Raw genomic sequence first — 20,808 nt, 5'->3', positions numbered from 1 at the left:
TACAGGGTCAAGGACATGGCGCTCACCATCGGCGAGCTGGGTAAGGCGACGGATACGAAGGTGGAGACGATCCGCTATTACGAGCGGATCGGGCTGCTGCCGAAGCCGCCGCGCACGGGTGGCAACTATCGCGCCTATGGCGCGGCTGAACTCGGCCGACTGTCGTTCATCCGCCGCGCGCGCGATCTCGGCTTCCCGCTCGATCAGGTGCGCGCTTTGCTGTCGCTGTCGGACGATCGCGGCCGCGATTGCGCCACCGTCGATGCGCTCGCCCGCGACCACCTCAGCGAAGTCGAGCGCAAGATCGCCGATCTGACGGCGTTGCGCCGCGAGCTGTCGGCGCTCATCGAGTCATGCTGCGGCGGCACGGTCGCGGACTGCCGGATCATCGAGGCGCTTGCGCCGCATACCAACGGATAGGGAGCCTATGACCATCACGCCCTTCGCCTATGTCGGCGCGGCCTTTGCCGAGATTGCCGGCTGCTTCTCGTTGCGGCCTTTGCCGAGATTGCCGGCTGCTTCTCGTTCTGGGCGTGGCTGCGCCTCGGCAAGTCGCCGTTGTGGCTGGTACCGGGCATGGTCTCGCTGGCATTGTTCGCCTGGCTGCTGACGCTGGTGGACAGCGATACGGCGGGACGCGCCTAGCCGCCTATGGCGGCGTCTATATCGCCGCGTCGCTGGGCTGGCTCTGGACGGTGGAAGGACCAATCGTTTCGACGCCGATTTCGAAAAGGGTAGCTTCTAACCATATATCTGTTAATCTGGATATATGGAATCCGATTCGATTATTCTCGCTCTGAGCGCACTCGCGCAGCCGACGCGCCTGGACACCTTCCGTCTGCTTGTGCGGCATGAGCCGGATGGCCTGCCGGCCGGCGAGATCGCCCGTCGGATCGACGTGCCGCAGAACACCATGTCCACGCATCTCGGTATCCTGTCGCGGGCGGGACTGGTGAGGCCCGAGCGGAAAAGCCGGTCGATCATCTACCGCGCCGACCTCGATACACTGCGCGCGCTCACGCTCTATCTCGTCAAGGACTGCTGCGCCGGAAAGCCGGAGCTGTGTGCGCCGCTCGTCGCCGAACTCGTCCCCTGCTGCTGAAGGATGCCGCCATGCCCGCCGATCGCGTGTTCAACGTCCTGTTCCTCTGCACCGGCAATTCGGCGCGCTCGATTCTCGCCGAAAGCGCCATGAACAAGCTCGGCGGAGGCCGCTTTCGAGGTTTCTCGGCGGGAAGCTTCCCGAAGGGCGCGATCAATCCGGACGCGCTGCGGCTGCTCGAACGGATCGGCTATCCGACCGAAGGCTTGCACTCGAAAAGCTGGGAGGCGTTCTCGGCGCCCGGCGCGCCGCAAATGAATTTCGTGTTCACCGTCTGCGACGATGCGGCGGGCGAAACCTGCCCGGTGTGGCCCGGCCATCCGATGACGGCGCATTGGGGCATCGAAGATCCGAGCCATGTCGAAGGCAACGACATCGAGCGCGAGCGCGCGTTCGTGACGGCGCTGCGCTATCTGGAGAACCGGATCAAGCTGTTCATGGCGCTGCCGTTCGATCGGCTCGATGCGATGGCCTTGAAGGCGCATGTCCGTGAGATCGGGCAGGCCGAAGGCGCGAGCAGCCGGCGCGGGGATGCGGCATGAGCTGCCCCGTCAACGCGGCCGGCTGACGGGCCATGTCCACCGCTCCGCTCGCCGGCGCCGCGCCGGCTCGTCCCGCTATCTCCTTCTTCGAGCGTTATCTTAGCCTGTGGGTCGCGCTCTGCATCGTCGTCGGCATCGCGCTCGGCCATGCGCTGCCCGGCCTGTTCGGCGCCATCGCGTCGGCCGAGGTCGCCCGCGTCAATCTGCCCGTGGCGGTGCTGATCTGGCTGATGATCGTGCCGATGCTGCTCAAGATCGACTTCGGCGCGCTCGGCAGCGTCCGGCAGCACTGGAGGGGCGTCGGCGTCACCCTGTTCATCAACTGGGCGGTCAAGCCGTTCTCGATGGCGCTGCTCGGCACAATGTTCATCGGCTGGCTGTTCGCGCCGCTGCTGCCAGCGGGCGAGATCAGCTCCTATATTGCCGGGCTGATCCTGCTCGCGGCGGCGCCCTGCACGGCGATGGTGTTCGTCTGGTCGAACCTGTGCGACGGCGAACCCAATTACACGCTCAGCCAGGTGGCGCTCAATGACCTCATCATGGTGTTCGCGTTCGCGCCGCTGGTCGGCCTACTGCTCGGCGTCGCCGCCATCACGGTGCCGTGGGATACGCTCTTGCTGTCGGTCGTCCTCTATATCGTCGCGCCGGTGATCGCGGCGCAGCTCCTGCGGCGGCGCGTTCTCGCGGCCGGCGGCCAGCCCGTGCTCGACCGGGTTCTGGCGCGTCTCGGCCCGATCTCGCTCGTCGCCCTGCTGGCGACGCTGATCTTGCTGTTCGGATTCCAGGGCGAGGCGATCATCGCGCAGCCGCTGGTGATCGCGCTCCTGGCCGTGCCGATTCTGATCCAGGTCTATTTCAACGCGGGGCTGGCTTACTGGCTGAGCCGCCGGTTCGGCGTGGCGTGGTGCGTGGCGGCGCCGGCCGCGCTGATCGGCGCATCCAATTTCTTCGAGCTGGCAGTTGCGGCCGCGATCTCGCTGTTCGGCCTCAAGTCCGGTGCGGCGCTTGCGACCGTCGTCGGCGTGCTGGTTGAGGTGCCGGTGATGCTGACGGTGGTGGCGATCGTGAAACGCACGCGCGGCTGGTATGAAAAGGGAGTAACTGTGTGACCCGTATTCGCGCGCTTTCCGAATCGGACCATCTGCCCGCGCTCGAATCGCGCTATGCTCATGACCGGCCAGCCCTTGGCCTTGGCGCGGGCGATCCACCGCCGCGCATCCTTCTGCTTTACGGTTCGCTACGCGAACGGTCCTTCTCGCGTCTCGCGGTCGAGGAATCCGCGCGGCTGCTCCAGTTTTTCGGTGCGGAGGCGCGCATTTTTGATCCGTCCGACTTGCCTTTGCCCGACCAGGTGACGGGCGACGATCATCCCGCCGTCCATGAACTGCGCGACCATGCGTTATGGTCGGAAGGCATGGTGTGGTGCAGCCCGGAACGGCATGGCCAGATCACCGGCCTCATGAAAGCGCAGATCGACCATCTGCCGCTGGAGATGAAGGGGATGCGCCCGACCCAGGGCCGCACGCTTGCGGTCATGCAGGTGTCGGGCGGTTCGCAGTCGTTCAACGCGGTCAATACGCTACGCTTGCTCGGCCGGTGGATGCGGATGTTCACCATTCCAAACCAGTCGAGCGTGGCGATGGCATACAAGGAGTTCGATGAGGTCGGGCGCATGAAGCCGTCGAACTACTATGATCGGATCGTCGATGTGATGGAGGAGCTGGTTCGGTTCACCGTGCTGCTGCGCCCGCACGCCGCGCAGCTTGTGGATCGGTATTCCGAGCGGAAGTCTGCGGGCGTCACGGTCGATCCGGCAAACGACCTGTCTGCTATCGCCATCGCGTCGCAAACATCGAGATAAACTGGTCCGCGAGCCGGGCTATGCCCGGCGAGCGCCGATTTCTCCCTGCATGACAGAAGCGGCCGCGCCAGGGCGCGGCCGTGATTTTTCAGCCGGTCACGAAAGGAAGGCCGGGACCGCTCACACGGCCCCGGCCCAATGCCGCTATTCGGCTGCCACGGCATAGGACGCTTCGCCGTCCTCCGCTCCGGTCTCGGGGGCCTCCGCTTCGGACGGCTGCTCCGCCTCCGGCTCTGGCGTCCGCAGCACGGCGGGAAGCCAGCCTGTCCCGGCCAGAAGCCGCTCAGCGGCTTGCGCCATGTCCGGCTTCTTCATGTCCGCGATACGGCGGGCGGCATCCTCGGACACGCCTTCGGCAACGGCCTCGACGATATGCGCCTTGGTGACGCGGCCAAGGTAGCTGTCCACGGTCGGCGTCCAGCCCTTCGCCACGTCCAGCGCCAGCGCGCCCGCCAGCCTGTCCGCCGTTTGCAGCGACCGGGGCTTGCGGTCCCATGGCAATCGCAGGGCGTTGACGGTGCGAGCCGCGCAATGCGCCAGCAGCGCAATCCGTTTCGCCTCGTCCAGCCCGACGATGAAGCCCCACAGGTCCGCCACGTCGCGGGGCATCCGCTCGGCCCAAGCTTCGTGCTGCTCGCTCGCCCGCGCCGCCAACGGCGTGTCCTCGATCCCGTCCGCATGACTGCCGAGCGGCGTCACGGTCGGACGAACCTCAAGGCAACCGGCCTCGGTGTAGCTGTAGAACAACTGCGCCGAGAGCGTGTGGGTCAACGCGATCAGCGCCATATCGGGCCGTTCGCCAAGGGCGACACGCAAGGCCAGCGTCCGATGGGCAGACAGGTCGCGGGTGAGGCTGTCGGAAATCGGCTTGCCCGGTTCCTCGTCCTCTTCCTCGATCTCCCGCGCGTCCTCGTCGTCCTCGGCCTGCTCGTCTTCCACGGCTTCGGCATCGGTAGCCTCGGCCTCTTCGTCGGGCTGCGGATCGGCCAGCGCCTCATCCTCCAGACGGACGAAACCGCGCTCGATCCTGACGGTGCCGTCATGATGCAGCACCACGAACGCGCCGCCGTGGGCGATCACGTTGGCATCGTAGGCATGGCGCTTCTCGGAGATGGCGTCGATCTCGTCGGAAATCGCCTCCAGCTTCTCGGCCACGTCCTCGGGCATCTCGTCGTAGGACGAATAGCCTTCGGCAAGTTCGTCATGCTCGGTGGACAGCGCCTCCAGCCGCGCTTCGTCCTCATCGGACAGGGAAACGGACAGCGGATAGAAGCGCCGCATCCCGTGGGCGTGGGGATAGTCGATATGGGCCTCGGCCCATTTCCAGCCCTCGGTCTGCACGGTCCCCGCGATCTCGCGCAGCTTTTCGATGGCGAGCATGTCGAGCAAGCCCGCATCCTCGAAGAACCCGCCCCGGTCGTCGCTGAACAGGTCGCGGATGATGGTGCCGCCCGCCTCGACATAGGCGTCGGCCCCGACGAACACGGCGCGGCGATCATCGGCAGGCACATTGCTCGCCGTCATGTCGCGGCGGATGATCCATGGCTCGCGGTTGTGATGCAGCCCCTCGAACACATGCTCCTGCCGGGCATGGTCCTCGGTGATGGCGAAGGCCATAAGCTGGTCCAGCGTAAGGCCGTCCTCACGATAGACCTGCAACAGCTTCGGGCTGACAGCGCCCAAGCGAAGCCGCTGCTTCACCACGGAAGCCGACACGCCGAACCGCGCGCCGATCTCCTGCGCCCCCCAACCCTTGTCGTTGGAAAGCTCCGCGAACCGCTCAAACTGGTCGGCGGGATGCATCGGGGTCCGGGTGACGTTCTCGTCCAGACTGATCTCGGCAGGATCGTTCTCGGTGTCCAGCCAGCAGCGCACCGGATGGGTCTTCTTCATCTGCTTGCGCTTGGCGCACAGCAGCATCGCCAGCCTGCGGCCTTCGCCAGCGGTGACGAAATAGCAGCCGGTCGGTTCACCATCCGGTTTCACCTCGGGTTCCACGACAAGGTTCTGGATCAGCCCCTTGTGCTGGATCGAAGCGGCCAGCGCCTCGATAGCGGCTTCCCCATGGGGCACCTTGCGGGCATTGCGCGGGGATTTCTTGAGCTTGGCAAGCGGCACGAAAATCTCGATGCCCGACACAGGCTCGGCGGCTACGGTTTGGGTAACGGCGTTCATCACTATTCTCCTTCAAACCGCACTCACCCCGGAATGGGGTGGGCGGCGAAAGAGCGGACCGGTAGGCCCGCCGGCGGAGCCGGGCAGCATCCGCAGGACCGGAACGCAGAGGAGGTAAGCGCGGCCTACCGCGCGTTGCGGCCCGGCGCGGCGGGCCTAAAGGGAAGCGTCGCCCACCCCACCGACGGGGAGAGCTACAAACAAAGCGATCGGGCCGGCGCAGCCCTGGCCCGATCTCCGCAGCATAGGAAAGACCCAAATCCGCCAAGGCGGATTTACGGATTGGCGTGTCCACGCCGAGCGGGGCGTTGCGGGGTGTCCCCGCTTGAAGGGGTCTGGCGAGACCTGTCAGGGGCTCGGCAGCAGGGGGAAGGCCTTCCCCCTCAAGCTGGCAGATGTTGGGAAGACCACATGACCATGCACACGCCCTAAGCGCGTTGCGGAGACGGATGGCTATGGCTAGAAATAAAGTGCCCCGGCGGTATGCAGAGCAGGGACCACCGGGGGATACCGGCTCCATATGGATGATCGGGGCGGAAAAATCAAGGATCAAGCCGCCGCGTGCCGACACTCATTGCCGCCCTGTCCGCCGAACGATTCGACACCTATCTCAACTGGACGGGCGGAGATCAGGCGCTTGCCGAGCGGCTCTACACCTACAACGTCCAGCTCTCGGCGGCGCTCTATGGGCCGCTGCACATGCAGGAAATCGCGCTGCGGAACATGGCGGACGGTGCGCTGATCAAGCGTTACGGCCCGACGTGGTTCGACGATCCCGCCGTGCTGACGATACCGTATCAGACTGGGTGCATCGCCAAGGCGCGCCAGACGCTCCAGCAGGCGGGCAAGGCGGTCACACGGTCGCAGATCATCGCCGAACTCAATTTCGGCTTCTGGTCGTCGCTGTTCGGCCGGCAGGCGCATCATCTCTGGCAGACGCTGCGACCGATTTTCCAGGCCAAGGGCGTCCAGCGCGGGACAATCGCGCAGGAACTGCGCGAGGCGCGGTTGCTGCGCAACCGGGTCGCTCATTATGAGCCGATCGTCGCGCTGCCGCTGGCGCAGCGCTATGCGAGCATCACGACGCTGACCGGCTGGCTGTCGCCGAGCGCGGCGGCATGGATCGCCAACTATTCGACCTGGCCCGTGCTCTATCCGGCGGTGCCGATCCTCGTGCCCGATCCCGCATCCGGCAGGCTGACGGTCGCGCCTGCGGTCGTTCCGTTTCTTCCGAACTGAGCGCCCTGTCCGCGAGTTGGGGGCGCTCCGGCTGTCAGTTTATGATCCGCCCCGCCTCGCTGCGCAGGTTCCCATGTCATTGCCCTGTGCCTGCGTGGCCGCGGCAATGGCAGCGCTTAGCCGCTTCGCCGCGTCGAGGCTCGCCGGATCGAGAAGGAATGCGTCCTTAGTCTGAGCGATGCCAATCAGGATTGCGGCGACTGCGGCCGACACATCGCGCAATTGCTGCGATCGGAAGTCACTGGGGTCGATCTCATCGAAGTCGATATCGTCGATGCTCTTGGCGAGAACCTCGAACCAGGGCGCCTCCGTTTCTAGGAGCGCCGTGAATCCCTCGTACCCGACGATCCGAAATTGCCGAACGGAATCCGGGTCGCGTTCGATCATCGCATCGCCGAGCGCGTCCTGCCAATCGCGATATAGCAGCGCTTCGCGGTAGGACAGGCCGCCCACGGCGTGGTCCACGGTTTCCCTTATGACTTCTTCGTCCGGCGCCTTGCTGCCCGTTTCCTTGGCGAGATAGGCAGACAAGCACCGGCAGATTTCCAGCTTCTCATTGGCCGGGAGGTTGCGGAGATGGTCGGGGTTCGATTTCAGATTACCTCCGGTCGCGGCGTGCGCCTCGACCTCGAACCTCATGGCGAGTGCGGCTTGCTCGGCCTGATCGAGCCGGGATAGATCAATGGACCAAAGCGCACTCAGCCGTGTCACGCGATGCAGTTCGACATGCGGACCATCGGCCAGCGCCTTCTGAAACGCCGTGATCTGCTTTGCGATCGGTGTCGCGTAGTTCGATTTCCCACGGGGAAGCGCGCGCAGCTCCAGATTCATCCCCCGTATCCAACCGATCAGGGTCGCGATCCGGTAGAGCGTGCTGATTCGCTTATATGCGTTGAAATCGAGGGGCAGCGTGGTGGTCTTGAGGAAGGCGTGCCGCTTGTCGACGAAAATCTCCTTCGATCGCCAAACGATCTTCTCGCAGGTCTCACACAGCGGCGCTAAATACTGGCGATACACTTCCGCTTGGGACTGCCGTTTGGCACGGCGCTCCTTCAGCCACTCGAAGAGAAAGTCCTTCAGGAACGAGACTACGAGCGCGCTTCCAGCGCCTATGATCGCGGCCCACAGGGCAGCGCTGGACATCACAGGGGGAGCCGGGATGGTGGGCGGCGCTTGAACATGAGCATTTGCCGGTGCCAATGCTTGCGGCGGTGATGTAGCTGCTGGCGATTGAGTCACACTTCCCCCTTACGACGTCGATAGCAGAACATAGCCGCTCCGTTCATGCCTTGATTGGCGCCCCTACCGACGGCCATCGCGTTGCAGCGAGAAGGGTCAGCCTAAGGCCAGCAAAATAGGGGGCGGCAAGCCACCTCCCGACCGATCGACATCTCAGGTTTAGCGATGGTGAGTTTTGTGCGCGGCGGTTTTCGGCTGAAATCCAAGGGACTGCGCGGGCGTCGCGTCCAAAACTGGTGAGTTTTGGGATCGGCGAGGCCGTGAACGGGAGAGGCAATTTCCTCTCAACATAATGACTTTATTGTAGATTTTGGCGCACCCGGCAGGATTCGAACCTGCGACCTACGCCTTCGGAGGGCGTCACTCTATCCAGCTGAGCTACGGGTGCGAATGGCTTGAAGCCGTATGTCTTGCGCCGATGAAGGTCAATCCGCGATCAGAATCGGCTGTCCGAACTTAGTGAGAATCTGGTGAGTTTTTTCGTCCGTCCTTTCTTCTGTCTTCCTAAACCCTCGAAATTCCTGTATAAAATCACTGCTCTCGCGTTGGACGCGAGCCTTCGGAGGGCAGCGCTCTATCCAGCTGAGCTACGGGTGCAGGCCGGGGCAAGCGCCTAGCAAAGCATCCGGGCGGGCGCCAGCGGTTTCATTTCGGTGGGGGTGGGGTCTTGGGCTTGTAGGCGCACAGGTCCGCGACCACGCAGCGCCAGCATTCGGGCTTGCGCGCCTTGCAGACGTAGCGGCCGTGCAGGATTAGCCAATGGTGCGCGTGCAGCCGGAAGGGCTGGGGGACGACCTTGTCGAGCGTCTTTTCCACCGCGAGCGGGGTTTTACCGGGCGCAAGGCCCGTGCGGTTCGCGATGCGGAAGATGTGGGTATCGACCGCGAAGGTTTCCTGATCGAAGGCGACGTTCATCACGACATTGGCGGTCTTGCGGCCGACGCCGGGGAGCTTTTCGAGCGCGTCGCGATCGGCGGGAACCTTGCCGTCATGGTCGGCGATCAGCGCCTTCGACAGCGCGATCACGTTCTTCGCCTTGGTGTTGAACAGCCCGATCGTCCTGATGTGCTGCTTGAGCCCCGCCTCGCCGAGTGCGACCATCTTTTCCGGTGTATCGACCTCTGCGAACAGGCGGCGGGTCGCCTTGTTGACGCCGGCGTCGGTCGCCTGCGCGGAGAGCACGACGGCGACGAGCAACGTGTAATCGTTGACCGATTCGAGTTCGGTTTCGGGGTGCGGATTGTCCTCCGCCAGCCGCGCGAAGAAGGCGACGATATCGGCCTTCTTCACAGGCCGAGCACCTGCTGCATCGTATAGCGCCCGGCGGGCTTGTCGGCGAGCCACAGTGCGGCGCGGACGGCGCCGCGCGCGAAGATGTCGCGGTTTTCGGCGCGATGGCCAAGCTCGATCCGCTCGCCCTGCCCGGCGAAGACGACCTGATGATCGCCGGCGACCGATCCGCCGCGTAGCGACGCGAAGCCGATCGTGCCTTCGCTGCGCTGGCCGACGAGCCCGCCGCGCCCGATCACGCTGATATCGCCGAGCGCCTCGCCGCGGCCGGTGGCGGCCGCCTCGCCGAGCAGCAGCGCGGTGCCCGAGGGGGCATCGACCTTGTAGCGATGGTGCATCTCGACGATCTCGATATCCCAATCCGGCCCGAGCCGCGCCGCGGCCTCGCGCACCAGCGTGGCGAGCAGGGTGACACCGAGCGAGGTGTTGCCCGTCTGAAGAACCGCGATCTCGCGCGCGGCCTCGTCGATCAGCGCGTGGTGCGCGTCGCTCAATCCGGTGGTGCCGATCACGATCGGCGTGCGGGCGGCGCGCGCGGCGGCGAGATTGGCGTCGAGCGCTGCGGGAATCGAGAAATCGACCAGCGCGTCGGCGATCTGCGCGAGCGGCAGCGGATCGTCGCCGACGTCGGTGCCGCCCGCGAGCGCGACGCCTTCGGCGGCGAGCAGGTCCGCGATCGTCCGGCCCATCCGACCGGCGCTGCCGAAAATCCCGATGCTCGTCATCCGCCTGCGATCCTCTTGCGCAATACCGTTCGCCGCCATGCCAGATGGATCGGGATCGCGACAGCCCGGGATGGCGATTTTGACACCGGAGACACGGCGCGATGACGCCGGCTCGCGGGATCGGGCGTCGGAAATTGCGCCAAAGATTGGTGAAATCTCCACCTCTTCCCGGTCCCGAGCCTCCGGTGGCGGTTCGGGCCGCCCGGAAATCGGGGCGTCGCCGCTTTTGGCACACCGCTTGCGATGCCTTCCGCATTCGCGCCGGCGCTGGCCGGCCCGCTCAAAGGAGGTTCCCCGTGCAGAAGCAATCCTATTGGTCGCTGTTCAACCGCCCCGACACGCTGTTCGGCATTTGCGAGGGCGTCGGCCAGGATCTGGGGATCAATCCGAACCTGCTGCGGGTGACGCTGGCGGTGGCGATGATCTGGAGTCCGGTCGCGGTGCTGGCGACCTATGCGCTGCTGGGCGTCGGCGTGGTGGTGTCGCGCTGGATCGCGCCGATGCCCGTTGCGGCGGCGGTCGCGCCGGTCGCGCCGTCCGTGGTCGATCAGCCGGATACGGTCGAGTTCGCCAAAGCCGCGTGATCGCCGCGGGCGCGGTGGCATTGGCGGGGCGTTGCGGGTATCGCCCCTTCGATGCAGGACGCCCCCAATATCGTCATTCTCACTGGCGCCGGAATCTCGGCCGAGAGCGGGCTCGCGACTTTTCGCGGGCCTGACGGCCTATGGGAAGGGCATCGCGTCGAAAGCGTGTGCACGCCCGAGGCGTTGGCGCGCGATCCGGCGACGGTGCATCGCTTCTACGACGCGCGCCGGGCGGCGCTGGCGTCGGTTGCCCCCAATGCTGCGCACGACGCGCTGGCGCGGCTCGATGCCGAGTGGCCGGGCGACCTGCTGATCGTCACCCAGAATGTCGACGACCTGCATGAACGCGCGGGCGCGCGGCGTTTGCTCCACATGCACGGCGAACTGCTGTCGGCATTGTGCGCCGCATGCGGGGCGCGGCAGGACTGGCACGGGCCGATGGGCGAGGGACGGGCGTGTGCGGCGTGCGGCGCCCCCGCGCTGCGGCCCGATATCGTCTTCTTCGGTGAGATGCCTTACGCGATGGACCGTATCGAGCGCGCGCTTGCCGCCGCCGACCTGTTCGTGTCGATCGGCACCTCGGGCGCGGTCTATCCGGCGGCCGGTTTCGTCCAGACCGCACGCTATGCCGGGGCGCGGACGGTGGAACTCAACCTCGAACCGTCGGCGGGCAGCGGCTTCTTCCACGAGACGCGCGTCGGGCCGGCGAGCGAGGTGGTACCGGCGTGGGTGAACGAGATGCTCGCCGCCGGTTAGTCGACCCAATCGAGCCCGATATCGCGATAGACGCCGCGGTCCTCGTCCCAATTCTCCTTGACCTTGACGTGCAGGTAGAGGTGGACGGGATGGCCGAGCAGCGCGGCAAGCTCGGCGCGGGCCCTGGCGCCGATTTCCTTGATCCGGCTGCCCTGCTTGCCGAGCACGATCGCGCGCTGCGTAGGCCGCGCGACGAGGATCTGCTGGTGGATTTCAACCGAACCGTCCTCGCGTTCCTTGTACGCTTCCGTCTCGACCGCGCTGGCATAGGGCAGCTCGGCGTGGAGCTGGAGGTAAAGCTGTTCGCGCGTCACCTCGGCGGCGAGCATGCGTTCGGTGACGTCGGAGACCTGATCCTCGGGGAAATGCCACGGCCCCTCGGGCATCGCGGCGGCGAGCGCGGTCTTGAAGTCGGCGACACCGTCGCCGGTGACGGCGGACACGAAGAAGGTCTCCGCGAACGGCGTGATCGCGTGGAGTCGCTCGACATGGGCGAGCAGCCGCGCCTTGTCGGCGATGTCGACCTTGTTGAGGATCAGGTATTTGGGCTCGCGGCGGGCGGCGAGCGCCTCGGCGATCGCGGACACCTTGGGGCCGACGCCGCCCTTGCCGTCGACGACGAAGGCGATCACGTCCGCGTCCTCCGCGCCGCCCCAGGCGGCGGCGACCATCGCGCGATCGAGCCGGCGTTTGGGCTCGAAGATGCCGGGGGTGTCGACGAGCAGGATCTGCGTGTCGTCCTGAAGCGCGACGCCCATCAGCCGCGTGCGCGTGGTCTGCGCCTTGGGGCTGACGATCGCGACCTTCTGGCCGACCAGCGCGTTGACGAGCGTCGACTTGCCCGCATTGGGCGCGCCGACCACGGCGACGAGGCCGCAGGACTGGGTCATTTTACGGAGCCTTGGGGAGAGAAGAGCGGTGCTTCGACAAGCTCAGCACGAACGGATTTGGACAACAGCTCGCCTTCCGCCGCTCGCCTTGAGCTTGTCGAAGGGCCGTTCTTGCTCTTAGCTAAAGCCGAGATCGTCGTCCAATCGCCCCTGATCAGCGCGAGCTTCTTCGCCCGACTCCAGCCCTTGATCCGCCTTTCCGCTTCAAGCGCCTCCAGTCGCGATGGGAACTCCTGGCTCCAGACGAGTGTCACCGGGGCGTATTTCCGCGTGAATCCGGGCATCGTGCTGTCTTGATGCTGGCCGATGCGGACGTCGAGATTGTCGGTATGTCCCGTATAGAACACCCCGCCGCGGCAGTGGAGAATATAGGCCCAGAAGCTCATTCGTGGTGGCTTACGAAGAAGAACGGTGCTTCGACAAGCTCAGCACGAACGGCTATGATAATTTCTCCAGCAGTGCCGCCGCGGCGGCGGTTTCGGCTTCCTGCTTGCTGGTGCCGGTGGCGGTGACCTCGGCGAGCTTGTTGATCGATACCTTGACGGTGAAGCGCGGGGCGTGGTGGGGGCCGGCGCGCTCGACGATCTCGTAGGCGGGGGGCTTGCGGTTGTGCGCCGCCGCCCATTCCTGGAGTGCGGACTTGGGGTGCTGCGGCGCTCGCGCATGGGTGCGGACGCGATCCCCCCAGGCCCCGCGGATGAAGGCGCGCGCGGGCTCTATGCCGCCTTCGAGATAGAGCGCGCCGATCAGTGCCTCGACCACGTCGCCGAGCACGTTGTCGCTGTCGGCCGCACCGTCGTCGCGCGCCTGCTTGCCGAGGCGAAGATAGGGCGGCACGCCGATCGTGCGCCCGATCGCCGCGCAGACCGCCCCGGTGACGAGCGCGTTGAGGCGCTTCGAGAGCGCTCCTTCGGGTTCGGTGGGGAACACCTCGAACAGCCATTCGGCGATGACCAGCCCGAGCACGCGATCGCCGAGGAATTCGAGCCGTTCGTAATTGTCGCGGGTGCGGCTGCCGTGGGTCAGCGCGCGCTCGAACCGCGCGAGATCGCCAGGCTCGCGGCCGAACGTCGCCGCGAGCCAGCCGGCGAGGTCCGTCAAAAGCCGTCCCCGATTCGGCTCCAGCGCGCCGCCGACACCCAGGTCCACGGCTTGATCCACGCCGCCGAGCCGTCGGTCGACCAGAAGGTGAGGATCGCCTTGCCTTCGAGATTCGCCATCGGGACATAGCCGATGCCGCCCGTTTCCTGGCTGAAGCGGCTGTCTTCGCTGTCGTCGCGATTGTCGCCCATCATGAAGACGTGGCCGGCGGGCACGGTGTAGACGCTGGTGTCGTCGGCGACGGTGCGGCCGCGGTCGATCGTCTCGAAGCTTTTGCCGCCGGGCAGCGTCTCGCGGTAGCGCTGATAGCGGCAGACGGGCGCGCCGGCCGCATCGACATCCTCGAACGCGGCGTCGCAATGGTAATTGGGGCTCTGCGGGATCACGAAATCGGCGATCCGTTCGCGCGGCACGGGGGTGCCGTTGAGGATGACCTGGCCGGCACGCATCTGGATCGTATCGCCGGGAAGGCCGATCACGCGCTTGATATAATCCTGCTTGTCGGTGGGCGGCGCCTTGAAGACGACGACATCGCCGCGGGCCGGCAGGCGGCTGAAGACCCGGCCCGGGATCAGTGGCAGGCTGAACGGCAGCGAGTGTTTCGAATAGCCGTAATTCCACTTCGACACGAACAGATAGTCGCCGATGTAGAGCCGCGGCAGCATCGATTCGGACGGGATGCTGAACGGCGAGAAGATGAAGCTGCGGATCACGAAGACGAGCGCCGCGAGCTTGAGCAGGAACACCAGCGTATCGGCGGTCTCGGAGCGCTTCTTGCGCGCCTTGGGCGCGGCGGCGGGTTGGGTATCGGCCATGTTCAGGCTTTGCGGCGCGCGCGACGGGGCGTCAAGCGGGCCGTTTCGGGTGGCACGGCGCCCACAGCGAGGATAGAGGAAACGCGACTCCCACCCGCACGCCCGAAGGAACCCCGATGGCCAAGCCCGACTGGAGCGCGATCGATGCGCTCGACCCGCCCCGACTCGCCGCGCTGTTCGCCGAGGACGAGGATCGCGTGGCGCGGTTTTCGGTCGACGTCGCGGGGCTGCATTTCGACTGGTCCAAGACGCATCTGACGACGGCGGTGGTCGAGGCGTTCGCGGCGCTCGCCAAGGCGCAGGATCTCGCCGGCAAGCGCGAGGCGCTGTTCGCGGGCAAGCCTGTCAACGTCACCGAGGATCGCGCCGCCGAACATGGCGCCGAACGCGGCGAGGGCAGCGAAGAAGCGGTCGCCAGGGCCGCCGCGCTCCACGCCCGGATGCGCGCGCTGATCGATGCGATCGAGGGCGGCGCGCTGGGGCCGATCCGGCACGTACTGCATGTCGGCATCGGCGGATCGGCGCTGGGGCCGGACCTGCTGATCGACGCCTTGGGCCGCGACGAGGATCGCTACGACGTCGCGATCGTCTCCAATGTCGACGGCGCCGCGCTGGAGGAGGCGTTCGCGCGTTTTGATCCGGCGACGACGCTGTTGGTTATTGCATCGAAGACCTTCACCACCACCGAGACGATGCTCAACGCGACGAGCGTATTGCAATGGATGGCCGAGGGCGGGGTCGACGATCCCTATGGCAAGGTCGTCGCGCTGACCGCCGCGCCCGACAAGGCGATCGCATGGGGCGTCGACGAGACCCGCGTGCTGCCGTTTTCGGAAAGCGTCGGGGGGCGTTATTCGCTGTGGTCGTCGATCGGCTTTCCGGCCGCGCTCGCGCTGGGCTGGGATGCGTTCGCCGAGCTGCTCGAAGGTGCCGGCGAGATGGACCGGCATTTCCGGCTGGCGGCGCTCCACGAGAACGCCCCCGTGCTCGCCGCGTTTGCCGACCTGTTCTACACGCAGGTCCGCCATGCCGAGACGCGCGCGACCTTCGCTTATGACGAACGGCTGCGGCTGCTGCCCTCCTATCTCCAGCAGCTCGAAATGGAATCGAACGGCAAGGGCGTGACGGTCGAGGGCGCGCCCGTCGGTCGCGCGACCGCGCCGATCACCTGGGGCGGCGTGGGCACCGATGCCCAGCACGCGGTGTTCCAGTTGCTCCATCAGGGCACGCATCTGGTGCCGGTCGAATTCGTCGGCGTGATCGAACCGGGCGACGCGCTGGCCGACGATCACCACCGCCAGTTGCTGATGAACATGTTCGCGCAAGGCGCCGCGCTGATGCAGGGACGCGCCAATGCCGACGATCCGGCGCGCGCCTATCCGGGCGACCGGCCGAGTTCGACGATCCTGCTCGACATGCTCGACCCGCGCAGCCTGGGGGCGCTGATCGCCTTTTACGAACAGCGCGTGTTCGTGAACGCGGTGCTGCTGGGCATCAATCCGTTCGACCAGTTCGGGGTCGAACTGGGCAAGGAAATGGCCAAGGCGGCGGAGAAGGGCGGGCAGGATTTCGATTCCTCGACCACCGATCTGATGCGGCGTGCGTTCGGGTGACCGTGGCGGGTGACGGTGGCCAAGTGCGCGGCCGATCCCTACCTCGCGGTGGTGCGACGCGATGAAACCTTGAACGAGTGAGCCCGACCATGCCCCAATATGACTACGACCTGTTCGTCATCGGCGGGGGCTCGGGCGGGGTGCGGGCGTCGCGGGTGGCGGCGGCGCACGGCGCGACGGTGGCCATTGCCGAGGAATATCGTGTCGGCGGCACCTGCGTGATCCGCGGCTGCGTGCCCAAGAAGCTGCTCGTCTACGGCGCGCATTTCGCCGAGGATCTGCACGATGCGCGGCGCTTCGGCTGGAACGTGCCCGATTGCGATTTCGACTGGTCCGTGCTGCGCGACAACGTGCTCGGCGAGGTCGATCGGCTCAACAAGGCCTATACCGAGACGCTCGAAAGCCACGATGTCGAAGTCATCCTCGAGCGCGCGACGATCGCCGGCCCTCATGAGGTCACGCTGGCAAGCGGGCGCACCGTCACCGCCAAATTTATTCTGATCGCCACCGGGGCGACGCCGCACGTGCCGTCATGCCCGGGGCACGAACACGGCATCACCTCGAACGAGGCGTTCCACCTCGACGCGATCCCGAAGCGTATCCTGATCGCGGGCGCGGGCTATATCGCCAATGAATTTGCCGGTATCTTCAACGAGTTCGGCGCCAAGGTGACGCTGATCAACCGCTCCGACGTGATCCTGCGCGGCTATGACCATTCGATCCGGGACCGGCTGCTCCAGATCTCGACGATGAAGGGGATCGAATTCCGCTTCAACGCCGATTTCCGCGGCATCACCAAGAACGAGGATGGCAGCCTGACGGTCGAGATGACCGGGCACGATCCGATCACCGTCGATTGCGTGATGTTCGCCACCGGCCGCGTGCCCAATACGGGCGACCTCGGACTCGAGAACGCCGGGGTCGAATGGGATGCGAAGGGCGCGATCGTGGTCGATGACGACAGCCGCTCGACCTGCCCGAGCATCTATGCCGTGGGCGACGTCACCAATCGGATGCAGCTTACTCCCGTCGCGATCCGCGAAGGACAGGCGTTCGCCGATACGGTGTTCGGCAACAAGCCGACGCGGGTGGATTACGAGAATGTCCCGAGCGCGGTGTTCAGCCATCCGCCGATGGCGGGCGTCGGCATGACCGAGAGCCGGGCGCGCGAGACGATCGGGTCGATCGCGGTCTATACGTCCGATTTCCGGGCGATGAAGAACGTGCTTGCCGGGCGCAACGAGCGCGCGCTCTACAAGATGATCTGCGATGCCGAGACCGGGCGCGTGGTCGGCCTGCACATGATCGGGCCGGACGCCCCCGAAATCCTCCAGGCCGCCGCGGTCGCGGTGAAGGCGGGGCTGACCAAGGACGCGTTCGACCAGACGGTCGCGCTCCATCCCAGCATGGCCGAGGAATTGGTGTTGATGAAGTGAAGGCGCGCGCCGGGAGGGTGCCTCACCCCACCCGGTTCGCGACCAGATCCTCGACCACGCCGGGATCGGCGAGGGTCGAGATATCGCCGAGGTTGGTGGTGTCCCCTTCGGCGATCTTGCGCAGGATGCGGCGCATGATCTTGCCCGAGCGGGTCTTGGGCAGGCCGGGTGCGAACTGGATCGCGTCGGGGGTGGCGATCGGGCCGATCTCCTTGCGCACCCATTGCGCCAGCGTCCTGCGCAGATCATCGTCGGCAGTGACGCCCACGTTGAGCGTCACGTAAGCGTAGATGCCCTGGCCCTTGATGTCGTGGGGGAAACCTACCACCGCGGCCTCGGCGACCAGCGGGTGGAGCACCAGCGCGCTTTCGACCTCGGCGGTGCCCATGCGGTGACCCGAGACGTTGATGACGTCATCGACGCGGCCGGTGATCCAGTAATCGCCGTCGGTATCGCGGCGGCAGCCGTCGCCCGAGAAATAATAGCCCGGATAGGTCGCGAAATAGGTCTGGAAGAAGCGCTCGTGATCGCCCCACATCGTGCGCATCTGCCCCGGCCAGCTCTTCGCGATGCACAGATTGCCCTCGGCCGGGTTGCCCGTCTGGACGATGCCGTCGGCATCGACGATCTGCGGGTCGATCCCGAAGAAGGGCCGGATCGCGCTGCCGGGTTTGAGCGCGTGGGCGCCGGGCAGCGGGGTGATCATGTGCCCGCCGGTTTCGGTCTGCCACCAGGTGTCGACGATCGGGCAGCGGCCCTCGCCGACCACATCGTGATACCAGCGCCACGCCTCGGGATTGATCGGCTCGCCGACCGAGCCAAGCAATTTCAGTGATTTGCGTGACGTCTTTTGGACGAACTCGTCGCCTTCGCGCATCAGCGCGCGCAGTGCGGTGGGGGCGGTATAGAGGATTTCGACCTGGTGCCGGTCGCAGACTTGCCAGATGCGGCTGGCGTCGGGCCAGTTGGGCAGGCCTTCGTACATCAGCGTCGTACCGCCGTTGGCGAGCGGGCCGTAGACGATATAGCTGTGCCCGGTCACCCAGCCGATATCGGCGGCGCACCAATAGACCTGGCCGGGGCGGTAATCGAACGCGACTTCGTGCGTGAGCGCGCACCACAGCAGGTAACCGCCGGTGGTGTGGAGCACCCCTTTGGGCTTGCCGGTCGAGCCCGAGGTATAGAGGATGAACAGCGGGTCTTCGGCGTTCATCGGCTCGGGCGGGCAATCGGCGGATACCGCAGCCGCGGCCTCATGATACCAGATGTCGCGACCCGGCTGCATCGCGACGTCGCCGCCGGTTGCCTTGACGACGATCATCTTCTGGAGCGCGGGGGCATGATCGGCCGCCGCATCGGCATTGGCCTTCAACGCGACGCGCTTGCCGCCGCGCCGGCCTTCGTCGGCGGTGATCAGCACGCTCGAATCGCAATCGGTGATCCGGCCTGCCAGCGCGTCGGGTGAGAAGCCGCCGAACACCACCGAATGGATCGCCCCGATCCGCGCGCAGGCGAGCAAGGCAAAGGTCGCCTCGGGGATCATCGGCATGTAGACGGTAACGCGATCGCCCTTCCTGACGCCCTCGGCCTTGAGCACATTGGCGAAGCGGCAGACCTCGGCATGGAGTTGGGCGTAGGTGAAGCGGCGGGGTTCGGCGGCGGGGTCGTCGGGCTCCCAGATCAGCGCGACCGTGTCGGCGTTCTTTTCCAGATGGCGGTCGAGGCAGTTGGCGGCGACGTTGAGCACGCCGTCGCGGAACCATGAGATATGGAAATCCTGCTCGTCGAACGACCAGTCGCCCGCGATCTCGGGCCGCTTGATCCAGTCGAGCCGCTTCGCCTGCTCCAGCCAGAAGCTGCCGGGATCGGCAAGGCTGCGGCCGTACATCTGCGCATAGGTTTCCGCATCGACGCGCGCGTCCTTCGCCCAATTGGTGGGAACGGGATAGATGTCGGCGTCGGTCATGCGGCTCTCCTCTTCGCGCCCTGTTTGCCCAAACGCGCGCGCAAAGCCAAGCTGACCAATTGGGTCATGTCACCTCATAGGGGACGATCGCGCGCACCGCCGGATCGACGCGAATCGCGCGATCGGCGGGCGGGAAGGCGCGCTGGTCGCAGTCGCTGCGGGGGCACAGGCGGCATGAAATGCCGATCGGGGTGGGGGGTGCCGCGCGGTCGATCGCGTCGGCATAGACGAAATCGCGCGCGTGTTCGGCCTCGCAGCCCAGCACCACGGCATAACGGCGCGGGGCGCGGGTGAAGCTGCCCGAGGGCTTGACCAGCCCCTTGGCCATCGAGACGTAGCGCACCCCGTCCGGCGTCTCGGCGTGCTGGACCAGGATTCGATCGGGGATCGCGACTGCCTCATGCACCATCCACAGCGGGCAGGCGCCGCCGAAGCGCGCGAATTGCAGGCGCGTCGCCGAATGCCGCTTGGTGATGTTGCCCGCCATGTCGACGCGGCAGAAATAGAAGGGCACGCCCTCCGCGCCCGGCCGCTGCAAGGTCGAAAGGCGGTGGCACGCCTGTTCAAAGCTGACCCCGAAGCGGCGCGACAGCCGGTCGATATCGTGGCGCAGCGCGCGCGCGGCGGCGCGGAAGCGCGCATAGGGCATCATCAGCGCGCCCGCCGCATAATTGGCGAGGCCGATGCCGAGCAGGGTGCGTCCGGCATCGCTGCCGACTTGCGCGCCCTCGACGATCGCGGTGATCTGGTTCGCGAACACGGTCGCGGTCAATTGATGCGCGATCAGGAAGCGGCGGCTTTCGGAGGGGAGGGCGGCGTTGATCGTCAGCAGCCCGCGCGCCGCATCGAAATTGCGCATCGGTGCTTCCTCGTCGGCGCTCTCGGCGATCGCGATGCCCTCGGTGGCGAGCCGACGAGCGAGCGCGGCCTCGCTCACCGCCTCTGTGCCTGCGATCTCGCCGGCGAGCGCTTCGGCCGCGCGATCGAGCGGATCGACGTAATTGCCCGCTTCGTGAAACCAGTCGCGCACCGCCTCCCACGGCATCCGCGCGCCGACGCCCGAGGCGAGCACTTCCTCGACCATCTGGACGCGGGCATCGGCATCGCGCAGCGCGGCGTGGAGCGCAATCACGCGATCGGCGACGTCGGGGCGCTCTATCGCGAGCCGCGCGATCGCATCGGGCGCGAGCGGCGCGTCGAGCACCGGATCGGTCAGCGCGTCGGAAAGCGCGCCCATCCGCCGGGCGGGCGCCTCGCCTTCGATCGCGGCCGTCTCGGCGGGATGATGGCGGCGAAGCTCGGCGATCACCGCCGCCGTCAGGGGCCGCGCGTCGTTTTCAAGCTGCGACAGATAGCTGACCGACAGCCCGAGCCGCGCCGCCATCGCCGGCTGGCCGAGCCCGAGCCCGCGCCGCAGCGCGCGCAGCCGTTCGCCGGCGTAGAGGCGGGTGTGAGGCATGGTGGTTGTTTGTTG

At 66.3% G+C, this 20,808-nt stretch carries 20 protein-coding genes, 1 tRNA gene and 1 pseudogene; 11 read left to right on the top strand and 11 right to left on the bottom strand.

The window, feature by feature from the left end; genetic code table 11:
* Positions 1-15: 15 nt before the first annotated feature.
* From DFR49_RS15325 to arsH, 6 genes and pseudogenes are all read left to right on the top strand, one after another.
* Positions 16-420, top strand: a complete 405-nt coding sequence (locus DFR49_RS15325) for a MerR family transcriptional regulator (protein ID WP_119036597.1) — start codon at positions 16-18, stop codon at positions 418-420.
* 60 nt (positions 421-480) lie between these two features.
* Positions 481-704 (top strand): annotated as a pseudogene (locus tag DFR49_RS15320) (YnfA family protein); the annotation flags it as partial.
* A 65-nt stretch (positions 705-769) separates the two neighbouring features.
* Positions 770-1,102: an ArsR/SmtB family transcription factor gene (locus DFR49_RS15315; RefSeq protein WP_119036596.1), complete on the top strand. Its 333-nt coding sequence runs from the start codon at positions 770-772 to the stop codon at positions 1,100-1,102.
* Between the two features lie 11 nt (positions 1,103-1,113).
* A complete protein-coding gene (locus DFR49_RS15310; protein WP_119036595.1) occupies positions 1,114-1,644 on the top strand; it encodes an arsenate reductase ArsC in 531 nt (176 codons plus the stop codon).
* A 32-nt stretch (positions 1,645-1,676) separates the two neighbouring features.
* The gene (arsB, locus tag DFR49_RS15305; RefSeq protein WP_119036594.1) at positions 1,677-2,753 is read left to right on the top strand and encodes an ACR3 family arsenite efflux transporter; all 1,077 of its coding nucleotides are present in this window, start codon (positions 1,677-1,679) and stop codon (positions 2,751-2,753) included.
* Positions 2,750-3,505: an arsenical resistance protein ArsH gene (gene arsH / locus DFR49_RS15300; protein ID WP_119036593.1), complete on the top strand. Its 756-nt coding sequence runs from the start codon at positions 2,750-2,752 to the stop codon at positions 3,503-3,505. Before arsB ends, arsH begins: the two co-directional genes overlap by 4 nt.
* 144 nt (positions 3,506-3,649) lie before the next feature.
* On the opposite strand, the gene DFR49_RS15295 is transcribed toward arsH, so the two are convergent.
* Positions 3,650-5,680: a ParB/RepB/Spo0J family partition protein gene (locus DFR49_RS15295; RefSeq protein WP_119036592.1), complete on the bottom strand. Its 2,031-nt coding sequence runs from the start codon at positions 5,678-5,680 to the stop codon at positions 3,650-3,652.
* 561 nt (positions 5,681-6,241) lie between these two features.
* Here DFR49_RS15295 and DFR49_RS15290 point away from each other — a divergent pair.
* The gene (locus tag DFR49_RS15290; RefSeq protein WP_119036591.1) at positions 6,242-6,919 is read left to right on the top strand and encodes an Abi family protein; all 678 of its coding nucleotides are present in this window, start codon (positions 6,242-6,244) and stop codon (positions 6,917-6,919) included.
* Between the two features lie 39 nt (positions 6,920-6,958).
* On the opposite strand, the gene DFR49_RS15285 is transcribed toward DFR49_RS15290, so the two are convergent.
* From DFR49_RS15285 to dapB, 4 genes are all read right to left on the bottom strand, one after another.
* Positions 6,959-8,062: a hypothetical protein gene (locus DFR49_RS15285; protein ID WP_119036590.1), complete on the bottom strand. Its 1,104-nt coding sequence runs from the start codon at positions 8,060-8,062 to the stop codon at positions 6,959-6,961.
* 407 nt (positions 8,063-8,469) lie between these two features.
* Positions 8,470-8,546, bottom strand: a tRNA-Arg gene (locus DFR49_RS15280).
* Between the two features lie 257 nt (positions 8,547-8,803).
* Positions 8,804-9,448: an endonuclease III gene (gene nth, locus DFR49_RS15275; RefSeq protein WP_119036589.1), complete on the bottom strand. Its 645-nt coding sequence runs from the start codon at positions 9,446-9,448 to the stop codon at positions 8,804-8,806.
* Positions 9,445-10,173 carry a 4-hydroxy-tetrahydrodipicolinate reductase gene (dapB, locus tag DFR49_RS15270; RefSeq protein WP_119037237.1) on the bottom strand — a complete coding sequence of 243 codons (729 nt, stop codon included), beginning with the start codon at positions 10,171-10,173 and terminating at the stop codon, positions 9,445-9,447. Before dapB ends, nth begins: the two co-directional genes overlap by 4 nt.
* A gap of 296 nt (positions 10,174-10,469) precedes the next feature.
* On the opposite strand from dapB, the gene DFR49_RS15265 reads away from it, so the two are divergent.
* Together DFR49_RS15265 and DFR49_RS15260 are read left to right on the top strand one after the other, a co-directional pair.
* The gene (locus DFR49_RS15265; RefSeq protein WP_119036588.1) at positions 10,470-10,757 is read left to right on the top strand and encodes a PspC domain-containing protein; all 288 of its coding nucleotides are present in this window, start codon (positions 10,470-10,472) and stop codon (positions 10,755-10,757) included.
* Positions 10,758-10,808: 51 nt separating this feature from the next.
* Positions 10,809-11,513, top strand: coding sequence for an NAD-dependent deacylase (locus tag DFR49_RS15260; protein ID WP_119036587.1), 705 nt, complete (start codon positions 10,809-10,811; stop codon positions 11,511-11,513).
* On the opposite strand, the gene era is transcribed toward DFR49_RS15260, so the two are convergent.
* Genes era through lepB form a run of 4 tightly spaced genes read right to left on the bottom strand, consistent with a single transcriptional unit; the run spans position 11,510 to position 14,319 of the window.
* Complete coding sequence (gene era, locus DFR49_RS15255; RefSeq protein WP_119036586.1) at positions 11,510-12,403, bottom strand: GTPase Era; 894 nt, start codon at positions 12,401-12,403, stop codon at positions 11,510-11,512. The two genes, DFR49_RS15260 and era, sit on opposite strands and share 4 nt — an antisense overlap.
* Positions 12,400-12,789 (bottom strand): GIY-YIG nuclease family protein, encoded by a 390-nt coding sequence (locus tag DFR49_RS15250; protein WP_119036585.1) that lies wholly within the window; start codon positions 12,787-12,789, stop codon positions 12,400-12,402. The genes era and DFR49_RS15250 overlap by 4 nt, the downstream gene beginning before the upstream one ends.
* A gap of 52 nt (positions 12,790-12,841) precedes the next feature.
* The gene (gene rnc / locus DFR49_RS15245; protein WP_245968594.1) at positions 12,842-13,504 is read right to left on the bottom strand and encodes a ribonuclease III; all 663 of its coding nucleotides are present in this window, start codon (positions 13,502-13,504) and stop codon (positions 12,842-12,844) included.
* Entirely contained in the window at positions 13,501-14,319 is an 819-nt protein-coding gene (gene lepB, locus DFR49_RS15240) for a signal peptidase I (RefSeq protein ID WP_119036584.1), read from the bottom strand. Before lepB ends, rnc begins: the two co-directional genes overlap by 4 nt.
* A gap of 116 nt (positions 14,320-14,435) precedes the next feature.
* Between lepB and pgi the strand changes: the two genes are divergently transcribed.
* Together pgi and gorA are read left to right on the top strand one after the other, a co-directional pair.
* Complete coding sequence (gene pgi / locus DFR49_RS15235; protein ID WP_119036583.1) at positions 14,436-15,932, top strand: glucose-6-phosphate isomerase; 1,497 nt, start codon at positions 14,436-14,438, stop codon at positions 15,930-15,932.
* Positions 15,933-16,021: 89 nt separating this feature from the next.
* Positions 16,022-17,368 (top strand): glutathione-disulfide reductase, encoded by a 1,347-nt coding sequence (gorA, locus tag DFR49_RS15230; protein ID WP_119036582.1) that lies wholly within the window; start codon positions 16,022-16,024, stop codon positions 17,366-17,368.
* 22 nt (positions 17,369-17,390) lie between these two features.
* Here gorA and acs read toward each other — a convergent pair whose 3' ends face one another.
* Both acs and DFR49_RS15220 read right to left on the bottom strand, forming a co-directional pair.
* The gene (acs, locus tag DFR49_RS15225) at positions 17,391-19,334 is read right to left on the bottom strand and encodes an acetate--CoA ligase (RefSeq protein ID WP_119036581.1); all 1,944 of its coding nucleotides are present in this window, start codon (positions 19,332-19,334) and stop codon (positions 17,391-17,393) included.
* A gap of 64 nt (positions 19,335-19,398) precedes the next feature.
* A complete protein-coding gene (locus DFR49_RS15220; RefSeq protein WP_119036580.1) occupies positions 19,399-20,793 on the bottom strand; it encodes a helix-turn-helix domain-containing protein in 1,395 nt (464 codons plus the stop codon).
* Between the last annotated feature and the right edge of the window lie 15 nt (positions 20,794-20,808).

The organism is Hephaestia caeni, assembly GCF_003550065.1.
In the GTDB taxonomy this organism is placed as follows: domain Bacteria; phylum Pseudomonadota; class Alphaproteobacteria; order Sphingomonadales; family Sphingomonadaceae; genus Sphingomonas; species Sphingomonas caeni_A.
Note: the sequence above shows the minus strand (reverse complement) of the source record. Positions and strands in the feature narration are given on the sequence as shown.

What these genes read in the sequence shown, in the direction of transcription:
- DFR49_RS15325 (WP_119036597.1), top strand. Translation starts at nt 16, where the DNA reads ATGGCGCTCACCATCGGCGAGCTGGGTAAGGCGACGGATACGAAGGTG.
- DFR49_RS15315 (WP_119036596.1), top strand. Translation starts at nt 770, where the DNA reads ATGGAATCCGATTCGATTATTCTCGCTCTGAGCGCACTCGCGCAGCCG.
- DFR49_RS15310 (WP_119036595.1), top strand. Translation starts at nt 1,114, where the DNA reads ATGCCCGCCGATCGCGTGTTCAACGTCCTGTTCCTCTGCACCGGCAAT.
- arsB (WP_119036594.1), top strand. Translation starts at nt 1,677, where the DNA reads ATGTCCACCGCTCCGCTCGCCGGCGCCGCGCCGGCTCGTCCCGCTATC.
- DFR49_RS15295 (WP_119036592.1), bottom strand. Translation starts at nt 5,680, where the DNA reads ATGAACGCCGTTACCCAAACCGTAGCCGCCGAGCCTGTGTCGGGCATC.
- DFR49_RS15285 (WP_119036590.1), bottom strand. Translation starts at nt 8,062, where the DNA reads ATGTCCAGCGCTGCCCTGTGGGCCGCGATCATAGGCGCTGGAAGCGCG.
- dapB (WP_119037237.1), bottom strand. Translation starts at nt 10,173, where the DNA reads ATGACGAGCATCGGGATTTTCGGCAGCGCCGGTCGGATGGGCCGGACG.
- DFR49_RS15260 (WP_119036587.1), top strand. Translation starts at nt 10,809, where the DNA reads ATGCAGGACGCCCCCAATATCGTCATTCTCACTGGCGCCGGAATCTCG.
- era (WP_119036586.1), bottom strand. Translation starts at nt 12,403, where the DNA reads ATGACCCAGTCCTGCGGCCTCGTCGCCGTGGTCGGCGCGCCCAATGCG.
- DFR49_RS15250 (WP_119036585.1), bottom strand. Translation starts at nt 12,789, where the DNA reads ATGAGCTTCTGGGCCTATATTCTCCACTGCCGCGGCGGGGTGTTCTAT.
- lepB (WP_119036584.1), bottom strand. Translation starts at nt 14,319, where the DNA reads ATGGCCGATACCCAACCCGCCGCCGCGCCCAAGGCGCGCAAGAAGCGC.
- pgi (WP_119036583.1), top strand. Translation starts at nt 14,436, where the DNA reads ATGGCCAAGCCCGACTGGAGCGCGATCGATGCGCTCGACCCGCCCCGA.
- gorA (WP_119036582.1), top strand. Translation starts at nt 16,022, where the DNA reads ATGCCCCAATATGACTACGACCTGTTCGTCATCGGCGGGGGCTCGGGC.
- acs (WP_119036581.1), bottom strand. Translation starts at nt 19,334, where the DNA reads ATGACCGACGCCGACATCTATCCCGTTCCCACCAATTGGGCGAAGGAC.
- DFR49_RS15220 (WP_119036580.1), bottom strand. Translation starts at nt 20,793, where the DNA reads ATGCCTCACACCCGCCTCTACGCCGGCGAACGGCTGCGCGCGCTGCGG.